26 protein-coding genes are annotated in these 24,071 nt (G+C 40.9%); 16 read left to right on the top strand and 10 right to left on the bottom strand.

Translation table 11 applies throughout. The annotated features are described in order from the left end of the window. Positions 1–6 precede the first annotated feature (6 nt). The 4 genes from MKI79_RS11670 (at position 7) to prpF (ending at position 4,105) form a co-directional block, all read left to right on the top strand. Positions 7–693 (top strand): trypsin-like serine protease, encoded by a 687-nt coding sequence (locus MKI79_RS11670; RefSeq protein WP_274619069.1) that lies wholly within the window; start codon positions 7–9, stop codon positions 691–693. Positions 694–776: 83 nt separating this feature from the next. Continuing rightward, positions 777–1,394 carry a thiamine phosphate synthase gene (thiE, locus tag MKI79_RS05555; RefSeq protein ID WP_241571061.1) on the top strand — a complete coding sequence of 206 codons (618 nt, stop codon included), beginning with the start codon at positions 777–779 and terminating at the stop codon, positions 1,392–1,394. 56 nt (positions 1,395–1,450) lie between these two features. Then, a complete protein-coding gene (gene hemL / locus MKI79_RS05560; RefSeq protein WP_241571062.1) occupies positions 1,451–2,752 on the top strand; it encodes a glutamate-1-semialdehyde 2,1-aminomutase in 1,302 nt (433 codons plus the stop codon). 141 nt (positions 2,753–2,893) lie between these two features. After that, positions 2,894–4,105, top strand: coding sequence for a 2-methylaconitate cis-trans isomerase PrpF (gene prpF / locus MKI79_RS05565; protein WP_241571063.1), 1,212 nt, complete (start codon positions 2,894–2,896; stop codon positions 4,103–4,105). A 23-nt stretch (positions 4,106–4,128) separates the two neighbouring features. On the opposite strand, the gene MKI79_RS05570 is transcribed toward prpF, so the two are convergent. From MKI79_RS05570 to MKI79_RS05590, 5 genes are all read right to left on the bottom strand, one after another. Continuing rightward, the gene (locus MKI79_RS05570) at positions 4,129–4,491 is read right to left on the bottom strand and encodes a hypothetical protein (protein WP_241571064.1); all 363 of its coding nucleotides are present in this window, start codon (positions 4,489–4,491) and stop codon (positions 4,129–4,131) included. 88 nt (positions 4,492–4,579) lie between these two features. Further along, positions 4,580–5,383: an arginyltransferase gene (locus MKI79_RS05575; protein ID WP_241571065.1), complete on the bottom strand. Its 804-nt coding sequence runs from the start codon at positions 5,381–5,383 to the stop codon at positions 4,580–4,582. A 44-nt stretch (positions 5,384–5,427) separates the two neighbouring features. Next, positions 5,428–6,195 (bottom strand): leucyl/phenylalanyl-tRNA--protein transferase, encoded by a 768-nt coding sequence (gene aat, locus MKI79_RS05580; protein ID WP_241571066.1) that lies wholly within the window; start codon positions 6,193–6,195, stop codon positions 5,428–5,430. Positions 6,196–6,362: 167 nt separating this feature from the next. Beyond that, positions 6,363–7,310: a thioredoxin-disulfide reductase gene (gene trxB, locus MKI79_RS05585; RefSeq protein ID WP_241571067.1), complete on the bottom strand. Its 948-nt coding sequence runs from the start codon at positions 7,308–7,310 to the stop codon at positions 6,363–6,365. A 147-nt stretch (positions 7,311–7,457) separates the two neighbouring features. Then, positions 7,458–8,636 (bottom strand): alpha/beta fold hydrolase, encoded by a 1,179-nt coding sequence (locus tag MKI79_RS05590; protein WP_241571068.1) that lies wholly within the window; start codon positions 8,634–8,636, stop codon positions 7,458–7,460. A gap of 276 nt (positions 8,637–8,912) precedes the next feature. Between MKI79_RS05590 and MKI79_RS05595 the strand changes: the two genes are divergently transcribed. The 9 genes from MKI79_RS05595 to MKI79_RS05635 all read left to right on the top strand — a co-directional run bounded on the left by MKI79_RS05595 (position 8,913) and on the right by MKI79_RS05635 (position 16,627). Beyond that, positions 8,913–10,112: an O-succinylhomoserine sulfhydrylase gene (locus tag MKI79_RS05595; protein WP_241571069.1), complete on the top strand. Its 1,200-nt coding sequence runs from the start codon at positions 8,913–8,915 to the stop codon at positions 10,110–10,112. 140 nt (positions 10,113–10,252) lie between these two features. Further along, on the top strand, positions 10,253–10,582 hold the full coding sequence (locus tag MKI79_RS05600) for a YbaB/EbfC family nucleoid-associated protein (RefSeq protein WP_241571070.1): 330 nt from the start codon (positions 10,253–10,255) through the stop codon (positions 10,580–10,582). Positions 10,583–10,697: 115 nt separating this feature from the next. Continuing rightward, positions 10,698–11,300: a recombination mediator RecR gene (gene recR, locus MKI79_RS05605; RefSeq protein ID WP_241571071.1), complete on the top strand. Its 603-nt coding sequence runs from the start codon at positions 10,698–10,700 to the stop codon at positions 11,298–11,300. A 91-nt stretch (positions 11,301–11,391) separates the two neighbouring features. Further along, positions 11,392–12,525, top strand: a complete 1,134-nt coding sequence (locus MKI79_RS05610) for a ribonuclease D (protein WP_241571072.1) — start codon at positions 11,392–11,394, stop codon at positions 12,523–12,525. A gap of 372 nt (positions 12,526–12,897) precedes the next feature. Then, the gene (locus tag MKI79_RS05615) at positions 12,898–13,224 is read left to right on the top strand and encodes a YcgL domain-containing protein (RefSeq protein ID WP_241571073.1); all 327 of its coding nucleotides are present in this window, start codon (positions 12,898–12,900) and stop codon (positions 13,222–13,224) included. An 11-nt stretch (positions 13,225–13,235) separates the two neighbouring features. After that, positions 13,236–13,631 (top strand): hypothetical protein, encoded by a 396-nt coding sequence (locus tag MKI79_RS05620; protein WP_407651577.1) that lies wholly within the window; start codon positions 13,236–13,238, stop codon positions 13,629–13,631. An 88-nt stretch (positions 13,632–13,719) separates the two neighbouring features. Next, the gene (locus tag MKI79_RS05625; protein WP_241571075.1) at positions 13,720–14,565 is read left to right on the top strand and encodes an AAA family ATPase; all 846 of its coding nucleotides are present in this window, start codon (positions 13,720–13,722) and stop codon (positions 14,563–14,565) included. A 24-nt stretch (positions 14,566–14,589) separates the two neighbouring features. Next, complete coding sequence (locus tag MKI79_RS05630; protein ID WP_241571076.1) at positions 14,590–15,777, top strand: vWA domain-containing protein; 1,188 nt, start codon at positions 14,590–14,592, stop codon at positions 15,775–15,777. A 412-nt stretch (positions 15,778–16,189) separates the two neighbouring features. Then, positions 16,190–16,627, top strand: coding sequence for an ABZJ_00895 family protein (locus tag MKI79_RS05635; RefSeq protein ID WP_241571077.1), 438 nt, complete (start codon positions 16,190–16,192; stop codon positions 16,625–16,627). A gap of 66 nt (positions 16,628–16,693) precedes the next feature. On the opposite strand, the gene MKI79_RS05640 is transcribed toward MKI79_RS05635, so the two are convergent. Continuing rightward, positions 16,694–17,617 (bottom strand): OmpA family protein, encoded by a 924-nt coding sequence (locus tag MKI79_RS05640; RefSeq protein WP_241571078.1) that lies wholly within the window; start codon positions 17,615–17,617, stop codon positions 16,694–16,696. A gap of 573 nt (positions 17,618–18,190) precedes the next feature. Here MKI79_RS05640 and rpmI point away from each other — a divergent pair. Next, positions 18,191–18,388 (top strand): 50S ribosomal protein L35, encoded by a 198-nt coding sequence (rpmI, locus tag MKI79_RS05645; RefSeq protein WP_092614686.1) that lies wholly within the window; start codon positions 18,191–18,193, stop codon positions 18,386–18,388. An 11-nt stretch (positions 18,389–18,399) separates the two neighbouring features. Continuing rightward, positions 18,400–18,759, top strand: a complete 360-nt coding sequence (rplT, locus tag MKI79_RS05650; RefSeq protein WP_241571079.1) for a 50S ribosomal protein L20 — start codon at positions 18,400–18,402, stop codon at positions 18,757–18,759. A gap of 71 nt (positions 18,760–18,830) precedes the next feature. Here rplT and MKI79_RS05655 read toward each other — a convergent pair whose 3' ends face one another. Then, a complete protein-coding gene (locus MKI79_RS05655) occupies positions 18,831–20,123 on the bottom strand; it encodes an Mrp/NBP35 family ATP-binding protein (RefSeq protein ID WP_241571080.1) in 1,293 nt (430 codons plus the stop codon). Between the two features lie 147 nt (positions 20,124–20,270). Continuing rightward, positions 20,271–20,921 carry an RdgB/HAM1 family non-canonical purine NTP pyrophosphatase gene (gene rdgB, locus MKI79_RS05660; RefSeq protein WP_241571081.1) on the bottom strand — a complete coding sequence of 217 codons (651 nt, stop codon included), beginning with the start codon at positions 20,919–20,921 and terminating at the stop codon, positions 20,271–20,273. A gap of 586 nt (positions 20,922–21,507) precedes the next feature. On the opposite strand from rdgB, the gene MKI79_RS05665 reads away from it, so the two are divergent. After that, entirely contained in the window at positions 21,508–21,753 is a 246-nt protein-coding gene (locus tag MKI79_RS05665; protein WP_241571082.1) for a cytoplasmic protein, read from the top strand. Between the two features lie 254 nt (positions 21,754–22,007). Here MKI79_RS05665 and MKI79_RS05670 read toward each other — a convergent pair whose 3' ends face one another. Together MKI79_RS05670 and MKI79_RS05675 are read right to left on the bottom strand one after the other, a co-directional pair. Then, on the bottom strand, positions 22,008–22,535 hold the full coding sequence (locus MKI79_RS05670) for a hypothetical protein (protein ID WP_241571083.1): 528 nt from the start codon (positions 22,533–22,535) through the stop codon (positions 22,008–22,010). Between the two features lie 120 nt (positions 22,536–22,655). After that, the gene (locus MKI79_RS05675) at positions 22,656–23,633 is read right to left on the bottom strand and encodes a hypothetical protein (protein WP_322111813.1); all 978 of its coding nucleotides are present in this window, start codon (positions 23,631–23,633) and stop codon (positions 22,656–22,658) included. Positions 23,634–24,071: the final 438 nt, after the last annotated feature.

The raw sequence follows: 24,071 nt of genomic DNA on the forward strand, positions 1-24,071 counted from the left end.
GCTGTATTGGAACTAGAGAAGCCAGTAGATATGGCGTTATGTGGCTATAATTGTCAAATCACTGAAACCATTAGCCCAGATATTGAATCACAAAATATACGTGCTTCAACATCGCTATTTGCTTCAGGTTGGGGTGTTACTGAAGATTGTAATAATAGCGATTCGACGTATTGTTTGGATCAAGAGTTTACTGATGAAGAGCTCGAGAAAATTTATCCAAGAACATTGAAATTTACGTCATTGAATGTTGTTGAGTGTATTTCTCCATCATCAAATTACCATCCCTTGCAAATTGGATTATATATGATGTGTGCTGAATCCATGACAACACCAAAATCCGATACATGCTATGGCGATAGTGGCTCTAGTCTGACGCTTAAAGACCGCACAGCGAAATCCTATGCCGTAGGAATAACCAGTACAGGCAATGGTTGTGGTAAAGAAGGCTACCCTGGTGTCTATACCAAAATCTCTAGCTATCAGAAATGGATTAAAAATAATACAGGCTTAGAGATTGTCGAAGTTGTGGGAGAACCAGTAACGGAAACTCCTGAAAAAGAGCAACCAACGTTAACGATTAATACAAGCTCTAGTAGCAAAAGTAGTGGTGGTGGTAGTGTCGGTATTTTGATGCTTTTCGGTTTGGTGGGATTGAGTGTCATGCGTTCTCGTCAGCGCTTCACTACGAAATAATGCACAATTAAACGACGCTTAAATCGTTATCAGCGTGTTGATGGGTTATAATTCAAACCATCAACACTTTTTTTATTTGTGCTATGCGTGGCTTATATCTCATCACCAATGATGATCCTTTTGAATTATTAATTGAAAAAATCTCGACAGCCTTGGCGACCGATCAAGTTGCGCTGTTGCAATATCGTCGCAAAAAAGTTGAAAAATCTCATCAAGATACTGAAATTGAAAAAATTCTAAAAATCTGCAATCAGTACAATGTCCCTTTAATTATTAATGATGACTTAGCACAAGCACAGCGTTTTGGCGTACATCTGCATCTTGGGCAAGATGACGGCTCTATTGTTGAGGCACGGCAAGTATTAGGTGAGTCCGCAATCATTGGTCGTACTTGTTTAAATGATCTGTCCTTAGCTGAGCAAGCAATAAAAGACGGCGCAAGCTATGTGGCATTTGGCGCAATCTATGGCTCAACGACGAAACCAGAAGCGGGCAATATTGGTTTAGATGTTTTAAAGCAAGCTAAACAACAATTTGATATTCCCATCTGCGCCATCGGCGGATTAACAGCAGAGAATGCTCAAGCAGTCATTGATGCAGGTGCTGATTTATGCGCCGTGGTCAGTGATATAATTGGGATTGCATCTGAACTCATCCCACAACGTGTTCAAGCATGGTCAAAATTATTTAATCCTTTTTAATCGAATTACGATTGAAGTTCGAAACTGTCTTTAAATTATTCAAATCGAGAAATTTTATGTTCACTTCTGCCAAACAAGCACAACTTTTTGAAGAAGCTTCAAAGCATATTCCAGGTGGTGTCAATTCACCTGTACGTGCTTTTAAAGGCGTTGGTGGTACGCCAGTATTCATCAAACGGGCAAAAGGTGCATATTTATGGGATGAAGATGACAATCAATATATTGATTACGTTGGCTCGTGGGGTCCGATGATTTTAGGGCATTCCCATCCTGATATTGTGCAAGCTGTGCAAAATGCTGCTGAAGATGGGCTGAGTTATGGTGCGCCGACTGTTGCTGAAACCTCGCTGGCAGATGTAATTTGTGAAATTCTCCCTTCGATTGATTTAATCCGTATGACTAATTCAGGAACAGAAGCGACCATGACGGCGATCCGTCTTGCTCGTGGCTATACTGGACGAGATAAAATTATTAAGTTTGAAGGTTGCTATCACGGTCACTCCGATTCACTCTTGGTCAAAGCAGGCTCGGGATTATTGACTTTTGGTGAACCAACTTCCAAAGGTGTGCCTGAAGATTTTGCCAAACATACCATTGTCTTGCCGTTTAACGACATTGACGCTTTAGAGCAATGTTTTGAAAAATATGGCGCAGAGATCGCAGGTGTGATTGTCGAACCTGTGGCGGGGAATATGAATCTCGTCATTCCAAAAGATGGATTTTTACAAGCGATTCGTCGTGTTTGCGATCAATACAAAGCAGTATTTATCATTGATGAAGTGATGACAGGATTTCGTGTGGCGCTCGGTGGTGCGCATACATTGTACAATGTTGAGCCTGACTTAATCACTTTAGGGAAAATCATCGGCGCAGGGCTTCCAGTCGGTGCATTTGGTGGGAAGCGTGAAATCATGGAATGTATCGCACCACTTGGTGGCGTGTATCAAGCAGGCACATTGTCAGGAAATCCTTTGGCGATGCGTGCAGGATTGGCGATGTTTAAACATATTTGTCAAGATGGTTTCTATGCAAAGCTTGAAGCGCAACTGGCGAAATTACTAACAGGTTTACAATCTGCTGCTGATGAAGTGGGTATCGCCTTTAAAACCCAACAAGTCGGTGCTATGTTCGGGATGTACTTTACCGATCAAGACGATTTATCAAGCTTTGAAGCGATGTTGAAATGTGATGTTGAGGCATTTAAGCAATTTTTCCACGGTATGCTCAAGCGTGGTGTGTATCTTGCGCCTTCGGCTTTTGAAGCAGGCTTTATTTCATCTATGCATAGCGACGAAGATATTGCCAAAACCATTGCTGCGGCAAAAGCCACATTTGCTGAAATGGTAGATAATGCCTAGTTTTGGTATTTTTTATCAATTTTCTGTGTGATATGTGAATGCTACACTTTGCACGGCTTGTTGGTGGTTAAGCTATTTGATGTTTAAGCGAATTGCTTCAACAAGCCAATCATGTTTCGCCAAAGATTAAAAGGATTTTCAATGTCATCTTTCACATCAGTAAAAACCCACGCTAAACAAATTAAAATTCCTGCAACCTATATGCGTGGTGGGACAAGTAAAGGCGTATTTTTCGAACTGACTGACTTGCCAGAGGCGGCGCAGACAGCAGGACGGATTCGTGATCAACTTTTACTGCGTGTCATTGGCAGTCCTGACCCTTACGGCAAACAAATTGATGGCATGGGCGGTGCAACATCAAGTACCAGTAAGACAGTCATTTTGTCGAAAAGTGAAGTTGCTGATCATGATGTGGATTATCTATTTGGACAGGTGTCGATTGATAAAGCTTTTGTCGATTGGAGTGGGAATTGTGGCAATTTAACTGCTGCGGTGGGTGCATTTGCGATTAGTAACGGTTTAGTCGATGCAGATCGAATTCCTGAAAATGGCATTTGTACAGTACGCATTTGGCAGAAAAATATTGAGAAAACCATCATTGCGCATATTCCAATGACGGATGGTGAAGTACAAGAAACAGGTGACTTTGAACTGGATGGTGTGACTTTCCCTGCGGCAGAGGTACAAATCGAATTTCTTGATCCTGCCGATGATGGTGAAGATGGCGGTGCGATGTTTCCTACAGGAAATGTGGTGGATACGCTTGACGTACCCAATATTGGCAGTTTTCAAGCGACCTTTATCAATGCAGGCATTCCAACGATTTTTCTAAATGCAGAAGATTTGGGTTATACAGGGACAGAGCTACAAGATCAAATTAATAATGATAATGACGCATTAGCAAAGTTCGAAACCATTCGTGCTTATGGTGCGTTGAAAATGGGTTTAATTCAAGATGTGAGCGAGGTCGCATCACGTCAACATACCCCAAAAATTGCCTTTGTCGCCAAACCGATTGACTATATATCATCAAGTGGCAAACATGTTTTATCAAGTGATATTGATGTGTTGGTGCGAGCACTGTCGATGGGGAAAATGCATCATGCCATGATGGGAACGGCAGCGGTGGCAATCGGTACAGCAGCGGCTATTCCAAATACTTTGGTTAATCTTGCAGCAGGTGGTGGTGAGCGTCAAACAGTACGATTTGGTCATCCATCAGGTACGCTCAAAGTCGGTGCAGAAGCGGTACAACACAATGGTCAATGGCAAGTGAAAAAAGCCATTATGAGCCGTAGTGCACGAGTAATTATGGAGGGTTGGGTACGAGTTCCTGCGGAAACTTTGCAATAATCTTATTTAAAAAGAATGAAATTTTAAGGCATTGAGTCAATACAAATTGGCTCTAGATGTTCTTTTCTTATGTATACCTCTTCAAGGTGAATCGGTTCGTTTGGGAAATGCGTCAGCTTCATTTCATATGGAGTTAACGCTAATATTTGAAATGATTTTTTGTGCGAATTATTTTTTTCATAAAATGAAATGATATTGTTGCTGTCAATGTCGAAATCTAATTTCTCTTGATGATCAATCTGAAAATTCTGTGTTTCCGCATTACAGGTCATGGTATAAAAAGTTGCCTGTTTTTTATCATCAATCTCAATTAAATTCGCTACATTTGGACTAGATGGTAATAATGACCAAAAGCCAATAATACGCTTTGGCTCAAATGCAGACACAATAGAACTGCCAAACATGAGCAGTAAATAGAACGTTAATTTTAAGGATAGAGTGTTGTAATTCAATTAGAACCTCTACTTCAGTCAATTATCGACTTAAATGTGACGGCAAGGTCGTCAGTAATGAATCACCGAGGCGTTGTATTTCATCAGCATTCAAATGTTTATTTAAACGATGCCATTGCCCATCAAGCAAAATCTCAAGTGGTGCATATTGCGATTTATAATTCATCTTGTTGGAATGTGGCACCCAATAGCCAAGATAAAGATAACTTAAACCCAGACTTTTTACATAGTCGATTTGATTGAGAATGGAATACACGCCTAAGCTACGTTTCGCTTCTTCAGGTTCAAAGAAAGTATAGACCGCAGACAACCCATCATCGAGTTGGTCACAGGTTGCGACACTCAATAAACGATCATCTTTCCAAAGCTCAAGGAAAAAACTATTAGTACAGCTATTGACTAGAAACTTTTCAAACTGTTCGTAGCTCGGTGGAAACATATCCCCATCATGATGACGCAGACGAATATATTTCTCATACAAGGCATAATGATGATCTTGCTCTTGCGAGGTTGGCGTAATACGCATTTCTAAATCTTGATTACGCTTGATGGTTTTCTTTTGTTGGCTATTTGGAATGAATAAATCAGCAGGGACACGAGAAGATAAACATTGGCGACACAGATGGCATTCTGGGCGATAGATGAAATCACCACTACGACGAAAGCCTGAACGAGAAAGTTCTGATAAAGTTACTGTGTCGATGCGTTGGATTGGATCAAGAAAAACCATACGTGCTGAACGACGAGCCAAATAACTACAATCATGCGGTGGCGTGATGTAGTACTGTAAATCGTCTAAAGAGGTGAGTGGCGAGTATGATTTCATTGGCAATACCTATTTTGCGATGTGGTGATTGTCAATTGGCTAATTTATTGCGCAGAAGCTATCAAATATTGTGTTTCTGCAAGTCCTTTCGTAGAAAATACACTGTTTTGATACGGTTGCCAATCAATATTGGGCTGAGTGATGGTTTTTTCTAAAGATTGTAAAAAGTCAGCTCTTGGTAGCGCAGTCGCACCTAAACTCAACAAATGATCGTTGACCAATTGGCAGTCTACCCACGGCAAATTTTCTTGTTTAGCAAGGAGCATCAAGCTATAAAAAGCCATTTTCGAAGTATCAACGCGCGAATTAAACATGGATTCGCCGAAAAAGCCTCGTCCAAAGTTTAGTCCGTACAATCCACCAATCAGATCCTCACCATCCCATACTTCGACACTATGGGCAAAACCGAGCTGGTGTAATGCAACATATTGTTCGATGATTTCATAACTAATCCAAGTTTCTCTTGCGTAGCTACGAGGCGCTGCACATTGAGAAATGACGTCCCGAAAAGCCTGATCAAAACGAATTTGATAATCGAACTTTTTCATGTTGCGGACTAAGCTTTTACTCGGTTGAAATTGTTCAGGGTAAATCACACAACGTGGTTCAGGACTCCACCAACAGATTGGATCATCTTCATTAAACCATGGGAACAAACCTTGCTGATAAGCACAAATCAAGGTCGAAGGGTGTAGATCTCCACCAATGCAAATCAAACCTTGTCCATGCGGATCAGCCTCGTTAATATGAGGAAAATCATAAGCACAAAATGCGCTGATTCGACTGTCATGATCGGTGTGGGATGTGGACATATCATGCCTGTTTTAAAATTCTTTTAGAAAAAGTATATAGCAATTTGGAAAATGAAAAATATCAAAACCGTAAAGTATAAATGGATTGCAAAAAGTTTAGACAATAAAAAACCAAAGCAACATGCGTCACTTTGGTTTTGAATGATTGAACTAATGAAAGATATAGATTACAGATTGTCTAAATACACATCTGCATCTAAGGCAGCCATACAGCCCGAGCCAGCCGAAGTGATCGCTTGGCGATAAACATGATCCGCCACATCACCCGCAGCGAATACACCTGCAACACTGGTCGCAGTGGCATTGCCTTGTAGACCGCTATTAATCACGATATAGCCATCATTCAAAGTCAATTGATCTTGGAAGATTTCGGTATTCGGCTTGTGACCAATCGCAACGAATAAACCTTGTACATCAATATCTTGGGTTGAACCATCTTGAGTAGACTTGATGCGTACACCAGTCACACCTGTTTGGTCGCCAAGCACTTCATCGACTTGATTGTTCCAAAGAATTGAAATTTTACCTTCTATTTCTTTGGCAAAGAGGTGATCTTGCAAAATCTTTTCAGAACGTAAGCTGTCACGACGATGTACCAAAGTCACATGCGAAGCGATATTCGATAAATATAAGGCTTCTTCAACAGCAGTATTACCACCACCAACCACCATGACTTTTTGATTTTTATAGAAAAAACCATCACAGGTTGCACATGCACTGACGCCTTGCCCCATGAATTTTTGCTCGGATTCAAGACCCAAATATTGTGCAGTCGCACCTGTCGCAATGATCAAAGCATCACAGGTGTATTCACCCATATCGCCTTTGAGGACGAATGGACGAGTCTTTAAATCCACTTCATTAATGTGATCGTAAAGTAACTCTGTACCAAAGCGTTCTGCATGTTCTTGCATGCGCTCCATCAATGCAGGACCTGTCAAACCATGTTCGCCACCTGGCCAGTTATCAACTTCTGTAGTTGTTGTCAGCTGACCGCCAAGTTGCATACCTGCAATTAATAAAGGTTTTAGATTTGCACGTGCAGCATACACCGCAGCACTATAACCTGCAGGACCAGAACCGAGAATAATCAATTTTGAATGACGCGCACTCATTTACTTTTCCTTAAATTTAATAGCATTGAAGTATATGCGCCAAGTATACGTGATTTGGCTATGAATTTGGGGCTTTCTTCGACGTGTAATTTGAATCATGAAAATCAGCTTTTTCGATTGATTTGTGTGAATTAAGCCATTCGGAAATTACGACATATGTGAGTGCTCTTCAAGCCAACTCACCAATTTTGGCCAAAAATGCTCTGCGTTACTGCGACCTGAGATCATACCGAGATGCCCACCCGGAACAGCTTGTAGCTCAATATCTTGACTTGACGTAATTGAAAGCAAAGGTAACATCGCTTGTTCAGTTACGATATCGTCGTTGTCACCGTAGGCGAGGAGCATGGCACTCTGAATACGTTTGAAATCAAAATGATAATTTTTATAGTTTGCTTGACCTGTTTTTAATGGATTTTGTAGCCAAACCCATAACAACATATCTCGATTAATCGCACCCGGATAATCCACCATATCATCTAAAAAGTCAGACAACGTCGCATGCGCTTCAACTGTGCCAAGATCATGGGAGTGTTTAAGCATTTGCCAATGGGTATCTAAGGTTTTGATTGGATTTAAAAGCTTATAACCTAAGGCATTGAGCCATCCAGAAGTATGTAGGAAGTGGTTATTCATTGCTTTTTCAAGCCAAGCTTGACGTCCTTTTTGATCTATCTTGAACAGCTTATGTGATTTTGCAAAAAGTTGTCCAATCGGTCCCGAACTATAAGAGTCGATTGGGCTACCCATAATGACGATGTTACGAATATGCTGATCTTGATTTGATGCACTATAGAGCAAGGTGAAAATTCCACCCATGCTCCAACCGTGTAAAGAAACGTCTTTGCTATTAGAATGCTTTCGCACAGCCTGCATAAAGTGCGGAATTGCTTTAAAAATAAAATATTCAAAATCCAAATGGCGATCACTGCGATTGAGTTTTCCCCAATCCATCAAATATACATCAAAGCCATTTGCGGTGAGATAGCCCAAAAGTGAGCGCTCTGGAAATAGATCATAAATCGACATTTTTACCGCAAGTGGTGCAACAATGACCAAAGGTATGCGTTTGGTTGTCGTCGTTTGACTTGGATAAAAACGTAGCTTTGCCTTGTCAAAAAAGGAAATGACTTGATATGCCAATTGTTCTGACTGCACTTGTGATTGCTGATCAAAAACACGTTGCGTTAGATGCTTAGTCGCAGGTTTTATACGACGTTCAACTAGCCGTTTCAAACGTGTTGATGGACGTTTCTTGATTGCTTGAAATGGCGGTGTCGGTTTTTGAGGAATATCGTTCATATCAATCCATTTTGAAGTTGCCATTTTGAACTTGCGATTTTGAAGTTTAAAACTTGATCACAAGGTTTCAATTTGGCTTTTATACAGATTTCTCAATCAATTTCTAAATTAGCTTTTAGCAATGAATATTTGATTCAAACAATGCTTATTTAACAACATCTTCGGCTGTTAAATTTGCATTCGCTATCCACTGATGCAAACTGTACTGAACTTTTTTAGATTTTACCTTGACCAAAACTATCAGCACTAGCAAAATGAAGTCAGTTTTTTGTATAGGGCAGTCCTTTTGACTGTAAACACATGTCCCAATCATCAGATTCTTTTGAAGAACATGAATATGCTTTAGCCACTTTGGCGATTCGTACAGGTCATGACCGCACCTTTGAGGGCGAGCATAGCGAACCAATTTTCCTCACCTCATCATTTGTTTGTGAAAGTGCTGCTGATGCCGAGGCGAAATTTTCAGGGAAAATCGAGGGAAATACTTACTCTCGCTATACCAATCCGACGGTTCATACTTTTGAAAAGCGTCTGGCAAAACTTGACGGTGCAGAGCGTGCAATCGCCACCAGTTCAGGTATGGCAGCAGTCCATGCGATGTGTATGGCGTATTTAAAAGCAGGCGATCATGTGATCTGTTCACGTGCAGTATTTGGTTCGATCATTTCATTGTTTGAAAAGTATGTGATGAAGTTTGCTGTGGAAGTGACCTTTGTCGATCTTAACGATCTCGATGCTTGGAAAAATGCAATTCGCCCAAATACACGATTACTGTTTATCGAAACACCGTCTAATCCCCTTGCTCAAGTGGGTGATATGCAGGCCATTGCCGATATTGCCCATGCGCATGGTGCTCTGTTTGCGGTGGATAATTGTTTCTGTACGCCAATGTTGCAACAGCCGATTAAGTTTGGTGCCGATTTGGTATTGTATTCAGCGACGAAATATATTGATGGGCAAGGACGTGCGCTCGGTGGTGCAGTGGTTGGTAGTCACAAGTTGCTTGAAGAAGTGAATGGTGTGATTCGTACACTGGGCAACTCGATGAGTCCGTTTAATGCGTGGATATTTTTAAAAGGTTTAGAAACCTTGAATATCCGTATGAAAGCGCACTGTGAAAATGCGCAGAAACTTGCTGAATGGCTTGAACAACATGACAATGTTGAAAAAGTCTACTATGCAGGATTGCCAAATCATCCAGGGCATGAGCTCGCCAAGAAGCAACAAAAAGGCTTTGGTGGCGTGGTATCATTTGTGGTGAAAAATGCTCGTCAAGGCGCATGGCATGTGATTGATAGCACCAAATTCTTATCCATTACCAGTAACTTAGGCGATGTCAAATCAACGATTACCCATCCTGCGACCACTTCACATGGCAGAATGTCGGATGAAGCGAAGCAAGCCGCTGGTATCGTCGAAGGTTTGATCCGTGTATCGGTTGGGTTGGAAGATATTGATGATATTATTTGCGACTTAAAACGTGGTTTAGACCAACTCTAGGAAACTCGATAAACCATCTGCGTCGGCAAATTTCTATATTGCACATTGAAATTTGTGCGACTAGCAAGGTTGATCAAAACACCCTAAAGCGATATAAAGTTTTAAAACTGATTTAATTTTTTGAAAGAAAGGATAATACTATGAATATCAATATGTTGATGCAACAAGCACAGCGTATGCAAAAGGATATGGAAGGCAATATCAAAAAAGCCAAAGAAGAGCTTGCGCAAACTGAAGTGCACGCCGAAGCAGGTGGTGGCTTGGTCAAAGTGACCATGACAGCTCGCTTTGTGGTGAAACGTATCGAGATCAATCCTGAGCTTCTACAAGACGAAGCGGATATGATTGAAGACTTGATTGCTGCTGCGGTCAATGATGCCGTGCGTCAAGCGGAAGCAATTTCTGATGAAAAACTCAAAGGTGCGAATAGCGGTATGGGATTGCCACCAGGTTTATCAGGGATGTTCTAATCCGATACTTAAAATTCGTGTTTTAAATAATCGCTTTTCGCAATCAGTTGAGTGTGTTTATATCGAACACACTCAAATTTTTAAATGATCTTTCAATCTGTAGTGTTCTGTAGTTATGTATAGCGATCGCTTTAGTTTCCTTGTGCAAAAGTTGCGTTTATTGCCCAGTGTTGGCTCCAAGTCTGCACAGCGTATGGCATTGCATTTATTGATGCGACAACGTGTTGGTGCGTTGGAACTCGCTCAAGCAATCACCGATGCAGTAGAACATATTCATGAGTGTTCAGTCTGTCATTCATTGACCGAGCTTGACGTTTGTGAGATCTGCTTGGATACCGAGCGAGATCAGCAAGTACTGTGTGTGGTGGAATCGCCTGCAGATGTGTTTGCGATTGAGCATAGTGGTAGTTTCAAAGGGCGTTATCATGTGTTACATGGGCATTTATCACCACTAGATGGGATTGGTCCTGAAGAGGTGGGGATTCCGCATTTACTGCAACGCTTGAGTGATGGGCAAATTCAAGAAATTATTCTTGCCACCAATGCCACGGTAGAAGGTCAAGCGACAGCGCATTATTTGGTCGAGGCGTGTCGCCAGCTGCCAGTTCGGATTAGTCGGATTGCACAAGGTGTACCGCAGGGCGGTGAGCTTGAATATGTCGATAGTCATACCTTGCATCAGGCGTTGACGCATCGTTTGATGCTCAATCAGGATTAAGTTGCTGTAGCGAAGTCTGTGTTCAGGTTCAGGCTTAGATTTACTTTTATAATTTGTATTATCAATACTGTGTTATTGATTAAGGAATTTTATGCACTATAAATGGATTGCATCGCAAGCAGAATTGCCTGCAATCAGTGAAAAATTAAAACAAAGTGCAAGCCATGCGCTCGATACCGAGTTTATCAAGATCGATACGCTGTACCCAAAATTAGGTGTATTACAGATCAATGTTGATGAGCAAGTGTATTTGGTTGATGGCAATCTTGATCTATCAATACTTTGGCAAGCAATTTTTGAGGCAAAGCAAAATATTTTCCATGCTTGCGGAGAAGATGTTGACCTCATTTATCATTATGCACAGCAAAAGCCACTGACCAATATTTTTGATACCCAAGTCGCTATGGCGTATCTCGGCTATGGTATGCAGATTGGTTATCAGCCTGCGGTGGAAACCATTCTAAATATTCAAGTGGAAAAAGATCAAACGCGTTCAGATTGGTTGGCACGTCCACTGACCCAAGAGCAAGCGCAGTATGCCGCAAATGATGTGTTGTATTTACAGCAACTTGCTGATCATTTAATTGATGATTTAAAAGATAAAAATTTATATAAGTATGTGCTAGAGGATTGCCAAAACTATTGCCAATCCTTAGCGCAAAATTATTCTCCTGAAGATGCTTATTTGGATATGGCGAACTTTCGACATAGTTCCAAACAACTGACGCAACTCAAACAGCTGATGACATGGCGAGAAGAACTTGCACTTCGAGAGAATAAGCCACGCAGTTATATCCTCAAAAATGGCACGATTCAAAAAATCTTGGAACGTCATCCAAAGACACTTCACCAGTTGGCGAGTCAGTATGAGATTCGTTCGAGTGTTTTGCGTGAACACGGCAAACATATTTTAAGCTTAATCAATGACTTACCAGACCAATCAACATGGCTAAAACGGCTACCTAGACCTTGCCGTTATCAGCTCAAAGAAACCAGTGTGGCGATTGAACAGTTATTACAAAATGTCAGCCAAGAGTTATCTGTACCAATGGATATTTTGGTTCGCAAAAAATGGATGACACAACTTCAAGTCTTTGCAACGCAAGATCAGTCAAATTTAGATCAATTGAATCCTTATTTGTTAGGTTGGCGTTTGGAATGTGTGACCAAGCCAATTCTTGCCTTAATTGCTCAGGATATGGAAGCACAGCCACAGTCTGTTTAGCATAAAGTTTTACGATCATTGAAATTGACGCAGTGTTTATTTTCAAACTATGTATATTTTCAAACTGTGTATATTTCGAAATTACGTATATTTCGAAGCTAGGTATATTTCGAAACTAGGTATATTTTCAAACTAGGTGAACTTTGAAACCGTAACTTTGCAGTCACCATTTGCAATACTTCGTAAGACATTTCGGTGTATGCTGAATTTAACTAGGGATAAGTTGTGCTTTGAATCATTTATTCTGCGTGGCGTAAGCTAAGAAGTTTAGGTTCAAATTTAGACTTAAAAAATGCTTCAAGTTATAATTCGCCATAGTTTTGGTTTTTTCAAACTCAATTTTCCCTCAAATAACATAAATGAGTAACGCAGATGATTTGTGATATTTATCGATCAAGCAAACGTGATGAGATGTATCTCTACGTAGCACGTTCAAATGTGCAGGGTGAAAGTCAAGCAGATGCCGATAGCGATCATGCTACGGATCCTTTTGCTAAAGTCCCTGAAAGCATGCAAAAAGCGTTTGGTCGAGCAACATTTGTCATGCAACTTGAGCTCACTCAAGAGCGTAAGTTGGCACGAGTATCTACCATGCGTGTACTCGATGCACTACAGACTCAAGGCTATTTTGTGCAGATGCCACCAGATGGTTTGATTAACCCGAATGCTGTTGCGCCTGAAGGTTTGCGAGGAGCATAAATATGGATCAGATCTTAGCTGGATTGCAGTCTTGGTGGTATAGTTTTCTCAGCTTATTTGACACCATTCCAGAAGACACCATTGCTGTCACTGTCTATGTTGGTGGAACGATCATTGCGCTATGTTGTTGGTATAGCGTAGCAAAGCGATTACCAAGCCCATTAGGCGCGTTGACGTGGATTATTTTGTTTGCCTGCTTGTCGACACCGACCGTTTCAGAGGGTGAAAATGCAGGACTTGCACCAGCACTGATCGGGATGATTTTTGGAATTTTAACAAAAGAGCAGAATCTAATTTGGTCGAATCTCTCAGCAATTTTATTTGTGGCAGCGATCTGCTTTTTGGTGATGTTTTTTTGGTCCCGCTATCAAAATCAACGTAAAAATCTGCAGCAACACTCACGCTAATACAGCGTAATGCGAAATATCGGTCAATGCCTTTTCGCAAAAAATTTGTTTCACTAGAATTCATCAATTGGATTGAATAGGACATTTCATGCAAACACAACAATTTGAAGGCACTTCACAATACATCGCCACAGAAAGTTTAAAGTTGGCAGTCAATGCTTCTCGAACTTTGCAAAAACCATTGTTGGTCAAAGGCGAGCCGGGTACAGGGAAAACCTTGTTGGCGGAGCAAGTGGCAGATAGTTTGGGCATGAAGTTGATCACGTGGCACATCAAATCGACCACCAAAGCACAGCAAGGCTTATACGAATATGATGCAGTGTCACGTCTGCGTGATAGTCAGCTTGGCGATGATCGTGTTTATGATATTAAAAACTACATCAAACCTGGGAAATTATGGGAAGCCTTCACCAGTGAAGAGCGTTGTGTGCTGTTGATTGATGAAATTGATAAGGCAGATATTGAATTTCCAAATGACTTATTGCATGAACTGGATCGTATGGCATTTTACGTGTATGAAACCGGTGAAACCATCAGCGCAAGCCAACGTCCAATCGTGATTATTACCTCAAATAATGAAAAAGAATTGCCAGATGCGTTCTTGCGTCGTTGTTTCTTCCATTACATCGAATTCCCTGATGAAGCGACCATGCGTCAAATCATTGATGTGCATTTTGAAAATATTAATAACACGCTCGTGTCGGAAGCACTCCAAGTTTTCTTTAAACTGCGTGATGTTCCAGGTTTGAAAAAGCCACCGTCAACCAGCGAATTGATTGATTGGTTACGACTACTCATGGCAGATGATGTACCTGAAGATGTACTGCGCAATCGTGATAAGAGCTCAGCGATTCCGCCGATGTATGGTGCATTACTCAAAAATGAACAAGATGTACAGTTGCTTGAGCGTTTAGCCTTTATGTCACGTCGCTAAGTACAAGCAGACGAGGGCAGAAGAATGTTTATTCGTTTATTTTACAAACTGCGCAAATATGGCGTACCAGTCACTACTCGTGAGTTGATTGACCTCAATCAAGCCATTGCGAGTGGCGTGATCTTTGCCGATCAAGAAGAATTTTATCAATTGGCTCGTACCGTCATGGTCAAAGACGAGCGTTACTTTGATAAATTTGATCGAGCCTTTAAAGATTATTTTGAAGGCATTGAAAGTTTTGATATTGATGATTTACTCAATCAAGTCAAACATTTGCCTAAAGATTGGTTTGATCTTGAACTTTTAGAGAAGCATCTAACGCCTGAACAACGAGAAGAATTGCTTAAAGCGGGATCACTCGAAGAATTGATGAAAATGTTGGAAGAACGCTTGCGTGAACAACATAAAAAACATCAAGGTGGAAATCGTATGATCGGCACAGGTGGTACATCGCCATTTGGTGCATTCGGTGATCATCCTGAAGGTGTGCGCATCGGTGGCCCAGGGCGTAAAAAGTCTGCGGTGAAGGTGTGGGAACAACGCAAATATCAAAACCTCGATGATGATCAAATACTCGGTACACGTCAGATGCAAATGGCACTGCGTCGTCTGCGTAAGTTTGCCCGTCAAGGCGCAGAAGAAGAGCTCGATATAGATTCCACTATTCAAAAAACGGCACAAAAGGGCATTTTGGATGTACAAATGGTGCCAGAGCGCCGTAACCGCATCAAAGTACTGATGTTATTTGATATTGGCGGTTCGATGGATGCGTATATTGCTCAGTGTGAAAAACTCTTTAGTGCAGCCAAGACTGAGTTTAAAACTTTAGAATATTTTTATTTTCATAATTGTCTGTATGACTATGTCTGGAAAGACAATAACCGTCGTCAAAGTAGCCGTATGGAAACTTTTGATTTGTTTAATACCTATGGCAAAGACTATCGGGTGATCGTGGTCGGTGATGCAAGTATGGCACCGTATGAGCTATTTTCTGAAGGTGGTTCGGTGGAATATATGAATGCGGAAACAGGTGTGGTGTGGCTACAACGTCTGCGCAAACATTTTGAAAAAACAGCGTGGCTCAATCCTGAAGAACAAAATTATTGGCAATATACCCAGACCATTCAAGGCATTAAACAAGTCTTTGAAGATCATATGTATCCAATGACGCTGAAAGGTCTTGAGGATATGACGAAATATTTGTCACGTTAAAAGATGACTTTCCACCGCAGATAAATTCGTTAAACAGATGGTTTTTCGAAGTTCACAGACAAAATAAAGGTCAGTCAAGATGCGAGGCTTAACTGACCTGAGTCTTCGATTTGGGACGTGCATAAGATGCCATTATTACCACGTCGCAAACTTGAGAAAATGATCATCATTGTGAATATCGAATCCATTGATCTAAATGGCTAACTGCGGATGCCGTGCAAATTAGACTTTAGAATAGATCAGAGAGAATATGATCAATGTTATTCTATAAACGCTATAGTGATGGGATTGGTTGACAAGATATTTAGAAAAATTTGAATATTTTTGCCATTTTTTTAAGTTAAAATTTAAAATCCAATCTATTCATCAACTTATCCAAATCACCTTAAATCAATCATTCTGTGAAAATCTTATGAAACAATCGTTGCCTTATATCATCTATTTTCTGTGTTGGTTGATCGCACTGACTTTTGCACTTGGTGCACTAGGTATGCTACTTCCTCAAGTATTTAGTGTGTTGGTGCTTTTACCGTACATGATCAGTTTTTATTTGATGGCGAGGCATTTCGTCAAAAAGATGAAAGATGCTCCTGATATGACAACACGATGGCACCTCAGTATAGGCTGTGCCACTGCGTTTTGGTTTTATAGCATCATTGCAGGGATTGTCGGCATTTTCTTATTGCAGGGTAGTGTGGACTTCGCACCGATCGCACATGCGCTCAGTAGTACAGCATTTGTTTTTGTTTTCTTATCAATCTTCTTAATGGTGAATGCGTTTTTGGTGTTGCTTGGTTTTTGGTTTTTGGGTAAGCCGACGCAGATGATGTTAAATAAATACAACCAATAAATTTAGCCCTTATCACAACAATAAAAAAATCACGCCGAAGCGTGATTTTTATTGCATATATTTTGCTTATGGAGCAGCAAAGCTAATACGACGGTTACGGAATTTCCCTTGATCTGTTGCATTATCAGCAACTGGTTGGCTAGAACCTGCACCAGTAGAAGTCAATGCTGTCGAAGGTACACCTTGCTCAACAAGATATTCTTTCACCGCATCAGCACGTTCTTGAGATAAAGTCACGTTTTGGTTTTCATTACCAGTCGAGTCTATGTGACCTGTAATGTTCAATGCCGCATTTGGAATGACTTTCATCACTTCAACCGCTTTGTTTAGCACGACTTCATTTTCGTCAGGAATATCATCGCTACCGACTTCAAAGTTGATCACTTGAAGATTCAATGCATTCGCAAGATCGGCAGGCGTTGAGTTTGCATCAAGTGCATCTAACGCATTCATGGCAACTTGGACACTTTGATCAACAGTCGATTGCACATCTAAAGTTTGCGCACCTTCAACTGTTACACCTGTTAGTGTGCCTTGCAATTGGCTAACTAAATTGTTTAATGCAGTTGCATCAGGCGCATTCACAATCACTTTGCCATCTTTAAATTCAGCTGAAGCATTTGGTACAGCTTTGATTTGTGTCAATGCGGCTTCAAGATTTTCTTGACCTACAAGTGTCATAGCATTGTTATCATCGACTTGAATGTTGTCACATTTTTCACTTGTACCAAAGACATTGGCTACAGCATCGAGAATGTTGTCTTTTAGAGCTTGATCGCCAACCTCACCGCCACAGGCATAGACTTCATTGCCTTCACATGTCGTAATGTTGAAGCTTGAAAAGTCTTTATTTGCATCATCTGTAGGCACAGGAGCAACTTGTCCAGTGGTCGCATTTTCCGCAGGAGCGGTTGCTTTATTGTCATTACAACCACGCCATAAGAAGAAAATACTCAAACCGAGGAGTAATAAACCGATTAGAGTTAACAAGCCTTTTAATTCGCCACCTGAGTTTTTTCGTTTGTCGTTGACGAATAGTTAGACGTTGTAGCCGTGCTTTCATATTCTTGCCTGCTTGGATTATTCAGTACATGAGGTAATACAGCTGATTTTATCTGTTCGACGATATCCATAATGGATCCTCCAGTGTCGCTTATTTTTTTGAACCGTAAGGAACATATAAAATTTAAATAACAAGTTCATCAAATAATAATGCTTTGTCTTTACGATTCCTTATCGCAAAAGTTTTTAAAAGATCAAAAAGTTGTTAATGACAACTTCGTAATCCATATAACATGTTCATCATAATTAAAAAGTGTGCGCTAGTTCAGTTTTTATTTAGTACACTTTGTAATCAAATTGTGAGTTGTTCTTTACAATTGTTTGTCAAATAAGGAGAAATTACGAGCAAGCTTTGATATTCCTAAGAATCAAAATTATACGAAGGAAGTGGCTCGTCGCTATTCCATCTCGATCATTTTTTCTGTAAAATAGCGCATCCCTTACCTGCAGGTCGTATTGCATGGTGCAATCGAGCCGAACAGGTATCTAAAAGAGGTTGTTATGGCAGTTAAGTTAAAAACTCGCCGTGGTGCAGCTAAACGCTTCAAAGCGACTGCAAACGGTTTTAAACGCAAGCAAGCGTTCAAACGTCACATCTTGACCAAAAAATCTGCAAAGCGTATTCGTCAATTACGCGGCTGTGTAATGGTTCATGTTTCTGATATGAACTCAGTTCGTCGTATGTGCCCATACATCTAAGGAGATTTTAAATGGCTCGTGTAAAACGTGGTGTAGTGGCGCATCGCCGTCACAAGAAAATTCTTGCTCGTGCAAAAGGTTACTATGGTGCGCGTTCACGTGTTTATCGTGTAGCGTTCCAAGCTGTGATCAAAGCTGGTCAATATGCTTACCGTGACCGTCGTCAGAAAAAACGTCAATTCCGCGCTTTGTGGATTTCACGTATCAATGCTGGTGCACGTCAAAATGGTCTGTCATATAGCCGTATGATTGATGGCTTGAAAAAAGCTCAAGTAATCATCGACCGTCGCGTATTGGCTGACATCGCTTATCATGATGCGGTTGCATTTGCTGCTTTGGCTGAAAAAGCGAAAGGTGCATTGGCTGCTTAAGTCATTGATATTAAAAAAACGCACTCTATGTGCGTTTTTTTATGCCTGTAAGTTTATAATGGAAAAGCGAATTAAAAAATCCGTTTTTCATCTTGTTTAGTGGGTAAAGTCGCAATGGTTCGTTTTAATTTTTCTGCAATTGCAAAGTAATGACTTGCAGTTACATCTTCTGTGATCACACTTGGTTTGCCTTGATCAGTATTTTCACGAATCACTGCGTTGAGTGGTAGATGACCCAGCAAAGGCACATGATATTGTGTCGCAAGCTGATCACCGCCACCTATACCAAAAATATGATCTTCATGCCCGCAATTCGAACAAATATGCGTGGACATATTTTCTACAACACCAAGAACTTTGATATTCACTTTATTAAAGAGTTCGATGCCTTTTTGTGCATCCATGAGTGCCACATGTTGCGGAGTGGTCACGATCACTGCACCCGACACAGGAATACGCTGTGCTAAAGTCAGTTGAATATCGCCAGTACCCGGTGGCATATCAATGAGTAACACATCAAGATTCGGCCATTGGGTTTGGTTAAAGAGTTGCATCAAGGCGCCAGTCGCTTTAGGTCCACGCCATGCCACAGGTGTGCGCCCATCGCCAGTGAGATGACCGATCGACAGTACAGGCATGCCATAGGCATTGAGCGGGACGAATTGTTCATTCTCAATCAGTGGCGTTTGACCTTCATTACCGAGCATGGTTGGAATGCTTGGACCATAAATGTCTGCATCCAAGACACCCACTTTTAACCCTAACTGTTGTAAAGCAAGCGCAAGATTCACCGTTGTGGTGGATTTACCGACACCGCCTTTACCTGATGCAACCACGATCACATGTTGAATATGTGGATGAGCTTTGACATCGGACTGTGTTGGCGCAGGCTTTTTAATTGGCGCTTCATCATTTTTTGGCTGATATGTACTCGGTGCTTGATCGGTTTGTTTAGTTTGATTTTTATGAACTGCATTGCCACTGGCATCTTGTACAGGCGGTAGTTTTGTAGTGCTTGTAGACTTTGTAGCACTTGCAGGTTTTGCCTCATTATTTGCTTGAGGATTTTTCTTTTGCACCACATGTAGGTTTAAAGTTTCTACACCTGCTTTTGCTAAATCTTCACTGAGCGCATCATGGATCTGCTGAAGATCATCAATTTCACTTTCATAGACAAAAATACTCAGTTGCAAGGTATTTTGTTCAATTTTGAGCTGAGTAATGCGATCTTTTAAAGCATCATTGCTTTTTGGTAATTGGAATTGTTCAAGGTACTGTTCAATGCGTTCCTCATTTAGACTTGGCGAAGTCACCGCTTCATTGCTAGTGGAGAACTTTGCTTTTAAAGCAGAAAACCAAGACATGAAAAACTCCAAAGGCTGATCGCACAAAGACGTAGTGTATCGAGAAATTTTAAAAATATTAAGTAAAAACCACGCATTTGCTATTCAGCTTTTTGACAAAGGTTATTGATTAAGCTGAATAGGGCGCAAAATGATGCAATCGCCGAATTAACCTGCAAAATGTAAAGCGAGTTTTTGCATGGCTTGACCACGATGGCTGATTTTATTTTTTTCAGATTTAGGCAGTTCCGCACTTGAGCAATTCAACGTAGGAACCCAAAACAACGGATCATAACCAAAACCTTGTGCACCACGAATTTCCGTTAAGATCTCGCCGTGCCATAAGCCTTCCACCACGATCGGCAATGGATCATCCGCATGACGCACCAAAGCCAATACACAAACAAACATCGCAGGAATCACGGTATTTTCAGCACGAAATGGTAAAAGTGACTCTAAGAGTTTGGCATTATTGGCATCATCATTGCCGTGTTCACCTGCATAGCGTGCAGAATAAATCCCTGGCGCACCGCCTAAGATCGGGACGACTAAGCCTGAATCATCTGCGATCGCCGCTTTGCCAGACTGACGAGCAGCATGACGCGCTTTGATGATGGCATTTTCAATAAAGCTTAGACCATCTTCGATCGCATCCTCAATGCCAAGCTGTGCTTGCGGAATGATTTTGGTATCGAGATTGAGGTTGGCAAATAAACTTTCAAATTCAGCAAGTTTGCCTTTGTTGTTGCTGGCGAGCACCAATTCTTTACCTTGCCATTGCGGTCGTTTGTTGTGTAAGTCTGATGCTGAAAGTGCCATCGTTTTGCCTTTTATGATCTAAAAAATTTCTGAAAACTAGGGTCTGTTGACACTTCACAGATGCTTGCGACTATGGATGCTTTTTAGGCGATACGAGGCAGGAATGAGGAAGTTTAGTCATTCTAAATGACTCATTGCTAACGAAGTATGAGACGCACTGCGTCGCAAGGAAAGCATCCTAGTTCCGAAGGATTATCGCTAAAACTGCCATAAACTTCGTTATGAAACTTGGCAAGGGAGTGACCATTCCCTGCGTTTCATGCCTTGTTTATGTGGTTTTAGCGGATAACGCAATGCATGGTTGAAATGTCAACAGACCCTAATTATAAGAAAAAGTCGGCGTTTGCAAAACAACAACAATGTTAATTGACTGATTTTTAGGAGTAGTCAGTGCGTGGAAATATTTTGAAACAGTGAAGCGAGTAGAGTGACTTTACAGCAAAAACAATTGATCTAATCTAGAGAATACCGCCTCTGAAAATACAACTGGAAGTTTTGCAAGCGGACATCTCATGCCGAAGCTTTGTGTAGCATCATGAAGCAGCTATTGAGTTGATAAAACACTGAAATAAGAGGTAATTAGCCCATGTCACTCAACCCGAAAAAAGCATTTAAACATGCGACTTTTCATCGTATCGAGCTACTTGCAAGCCGAGCTTGCGGATGCTTTCAATGCCTAAAAATCTATACGCCTGACGTGATCGAACAATGGTCAGATCAGGGCAAAACCGCACAATGCCCATACTGTGGTGCCAACTCAGTGATTGGCGATGCGTCAAAATTTCCGATAAATGATAAGTTTCTGATGAGTTTGCAACAAAGCTTTAGCTGAGTAGCCAACTGAAATTCAGAAATTAATCTGATGGAAATAAATACACTGAAATCAAAAGCAGTCTAGGTCATTCCTATTGCAAATATATGACACCTATATTCTTACATTATAGGTTTCAATACATTTTTTGGACAGTCTACATTTTAGAATTAAGCGTTCAAGCTGAAACTTAAAATGGTTCTTGCTTTGATTTCGGTGTTTAATTTTTTTAAAGTTGGATAATTCGAAAACTTACTCGAAAACCATGTCAAAGACTAACTCGACTTGCGTTTCACTAAGTCCATCCACCAATTGTCTTGATGATGAGTTTTCCATGCAGGATGCTCAATCAATAGATTGAAATCACAGCTTGGATGATCTGCGTATTTTTTCAACCAATGACGTGTCATCGCCACTTCTTTTTGAGAAATCGCAGCATAGGCAAGCATAAAGAAAATATCGACATCTTGATAATGCGACAGTGGTTTAAGCACTTGCTGGGTGATGAGTGCAAAGCGAGTTTCACCTGTCACTTCAAAATAAATCATGTATGCCTGCGCAAGATGTAAGGACAGCGCAAGATAAAGACTTAAAGGCATCTCATCGACTTCAACACGTGCTTGCTCTAGGATCACAATCGCTTCTTGCAAAAAGTGAATTTGCTCTGATTTGACACGGCTGTGCGTCACTAATTCGAGGCGTAACTTGCCACGTTCAAGCGCAAGTTCAGACGAGTTCTCTTGTAGATAAGCTTGATCAGTTTCACCAATTTTACTGATGAGTAGTTTGCTTGCTTCGCTCATAATGCCTCGCTAAATTGCTTTGAATTTACGAATTTGAACTTAAGGAAATAAATTCTACAGCTATAAATGAGGGTGAATTGGATTTAATCAAGTTGGAATGAGGTGACTAACTTATATACTTTAGCCATTCAAAGTTAAAGATAAAATGGCATCTTTAGGAGGCGCTGTACTGACTTGAATCGCCAATCGTCCAGGTTGAACACGTAAACCGCAAATTTCAAATTGATCGACCAATTGGCGAACGAGTTCTTTGCTTTCACGCAGGATATTCAGCCCCGGTAAAATACTGAAATCGGTCAGGCTAATGAGTCGCTCGGTCATCCAAGATCGGTTGTTAATAAAATCTATGAATCCTGCTTGCTCAAGATCAATGTACCAAAGGCGGTGTTTTTCTTGACGAATTCCCGGAATATCTCGAATCAGATGATTCATAATTTTTGCTACAGGAATACGGTTGATGACTTCAAACCCAACCTTGCCGACACGACGTGTTGCCCAGTTGGTCATGGTGCCTGCATGACGCACTTGCAGATCAAGGTGTTCATCAGTTTGTTTTAAGCGCAAAAATTTTTCTTTACCTAGTCCACATTCCAGTACCTCGAATTTTAAGGTGAGGCGATAGAGTACACGGCTATAATGCCCATCGACTTCGATCTGAAATTGATCTTGCCCACATTGCACTGTGATGTTGTCAATATCTTTAGAATCGACTCGGCTTCGAATTTGTTTGTTGAGTAACACTTCGGGTAAATACAGTGTAATTGGGTTGTTGCCGAGGAAGTTTTTCGCCATATTGAGGCTGACACTGCGAGCGACTTCACTGGTTTCTGTGACCAGTCCTCGGACTGCTTTCGATGAATAGTTTTTCATGCCAACCACGCTATTTTTGGTGTGTTGGCTGATTTGATCAAGGGTGTCTAGCGTTGTATTGGTAACATGCCCAAGCGCACCCACAATATCCGTCGTCGTATCAGTGGCGAAGTTTACCGCAATCTTGGCACGTTTAAGCGTAGAACTAAAAGTCTTGTTGAGGAGTTCCCGAGAGTTTGGCTGATTCACATCAATACCAGTATCAAAATAATCCACACTTCGACTCATTTCAGGCTCGATATCTAGTTCTGGTTCGAGCTCTGATGCTGATTTTGATACTTGTTTTAATCCTAATTTTGAGTCTTGGTCTGTAAGTGGTGTTATTTCGGTGTTGCTAATATCTGTTGAAATATCAGGTGTTGCTACTTTCGTTTTGAGTGGTTCAGCTTGTTTAAGCGGATTTGATGACTTTTTTGAGGTTTTGCTAAGTAAATCATTTTGAGTCGGCATGTCCGAATTGACGTGATCGTCGTTCTGATCGTGCATGTCATACTCCTGTTGTTATTGTCCGAAATGTCCAAAGCGACGATAAAAAAGCAATCCAATGTGTACCAATGTGGAAATATCAAAATGCCTTTTTGGAATAATTTTAATATAACAAAATTCTAGGCAAGATTGTCAATGACTTAGACGTGGCAATTTTTGGATTTTTTTACAGCGAGATTT

Origin of the sequence: Acinetobacter sedimenti (assembly GCF_022601685.1) — a bacterium.
Lineage (GTDB): Bacteria > Pseudomonadota > Gammaproteobacteria > Pseudomonadales > Moraxellaceae > Acinetobacter > Acinetobacter sedimenti.

Coding starts and splice junctions, on each gene's coding strand:
- hemL (WP_241571062.1), top strand. CDS start 1,451: ATGTTCACTTCTGCCAAACAAGCACAACTTTTTGAAGAAGCTTCAAAG.
- MKI79_RS05615 (WP_241571073.1), top strand. CDS start 12,898: ATGATTTGTGATATTTATCGATCAAGCAAACGTGATGAGATGTATCTC.
- recR (WP_241571071.1), top strand. CDS start 10,698: ATGTATAGCGATCGCTTTAGTTTCCTTGTGCAAAAGTTGCGTTTATTG.
- MKI79_RS05600 (WP_241571070.1), top strand. CDS start 10,253: ATGAATATCAATATGTTGATGCAACAAGCACAGCGTATGCAAAAGGAT.
- MKI79_RS05590 (WP_241571068.1), bottom strand. CDS start 8,636: ATGGCAACTTCAAAATGGATTGATATGAACGATATTCCTCAAAAACCG.
- aat (WP_241571066.1), bottom strand. CDS start 6,195: ATGTCCACATCCCACACCGATCATGACAGTCGAATCAGCGCATTTTGT.
- MKI79_RS05575 (WP_241571065.1), bottom strand. CDS start 5,383: ATGAAATCATACTCGCCACTCACCTCTTTAGACGATTTACAGTACTAC.
- thiE (WP_241571061.1), top strand. CDS start 777: ATGCGTGGCTTATATCTCATCACCAATGATGATCCTTTTGAATTATTA.
- MKI79_RS05670 (WP_241571083.1), bottom strand. CDS start 22,535: ATGAGCGAAGCAAGCAAACTACTCATCAGTAAAATTGGTGAAACTGAT.
- MKI79_RS05630 (WP_241571076.1), top strand. CDS start 14,590: ATGTTTATTCGTTTATTTTACAAACTGCGCAAATATGGCGTACCAGTC.
- MKI79_RS05655 (WP_241571080.1), bottom strand. CDS start 20,123: ATGTCTTGGTTTTCTGCTTTAAAAGCAAAGTTCTCCACTAGCAATGAA.
- MKI79_RS05635 (WP_241571077.1), top strand. CDS start 16,190: ATGAAACAATCGTTGCCTTATATCATCTATTTTCTGTGTTGGTTGATC.
- MKI79_RS05675 (WP_322111813.1), bottom strand. CDS start 23,633: ATGAGTCGAAGTGTGGATTATTTTGATACTGGTATTGATGTGAATCAG.
- prpF (WP_241571063.1), top strand. CDS start 2,894: ATGTCATCTTTCACATCAGTAAAAACCCACGCTAAACAAATTAAAATT.
- MKI79_RS05665 (WP_241571082.1), top strand. CDS start 21,508: ATGTCACTCAACCCGAAAAAAGCATTTAAACATGCGACTTTTCATCGT.
- rplT (WP_241571079.1), top strand. CDS start 18,400: ATGGCTCGTGTAAAACGTGGTGTAGTGGCGCATCGCCGTCACAAGAAA.
- trxB (WP_241571067.1), bottom strand. CDS start 7,310: ATGAGTGCGCGTCATTCAAAATTGATTATTCTCGGTTCTGGTCCTGCA.
- rpmI (WP_092614686.1), top strand. CDS start 18,191: ATGGCAGTTAAGTTAAAAACTCGCCGTGGTGCAGCTAAACGCTTCAAA.
- rdgB (WP_241571081.1), bottom strand. CDS start 20,921: ATGGCACTTTCAGCATCAGACTTACACAACAAACGACCGCAATGGCAA.
- MKI79_RS05595 (WP_241571069.1), top strand. CDS start 8,913: ATGTCCCAATCATCAGATTCTTTTGAAGAACATGAATATGCTTTAGCC.
- MKI79_RS05625 (WP_241571075.1), top strand. CDS start 13,720: ATGCAAACACAACAATTTGAAGGCACTTCACAATACATCGCCACAGAA.
- MKI79_RS05610 (WP_241571072.1), top strand. CDS start 11,392: ATGCACTATAAATGGATTGCATCGCAAGCAGAATTGCCTGCAATCAGT.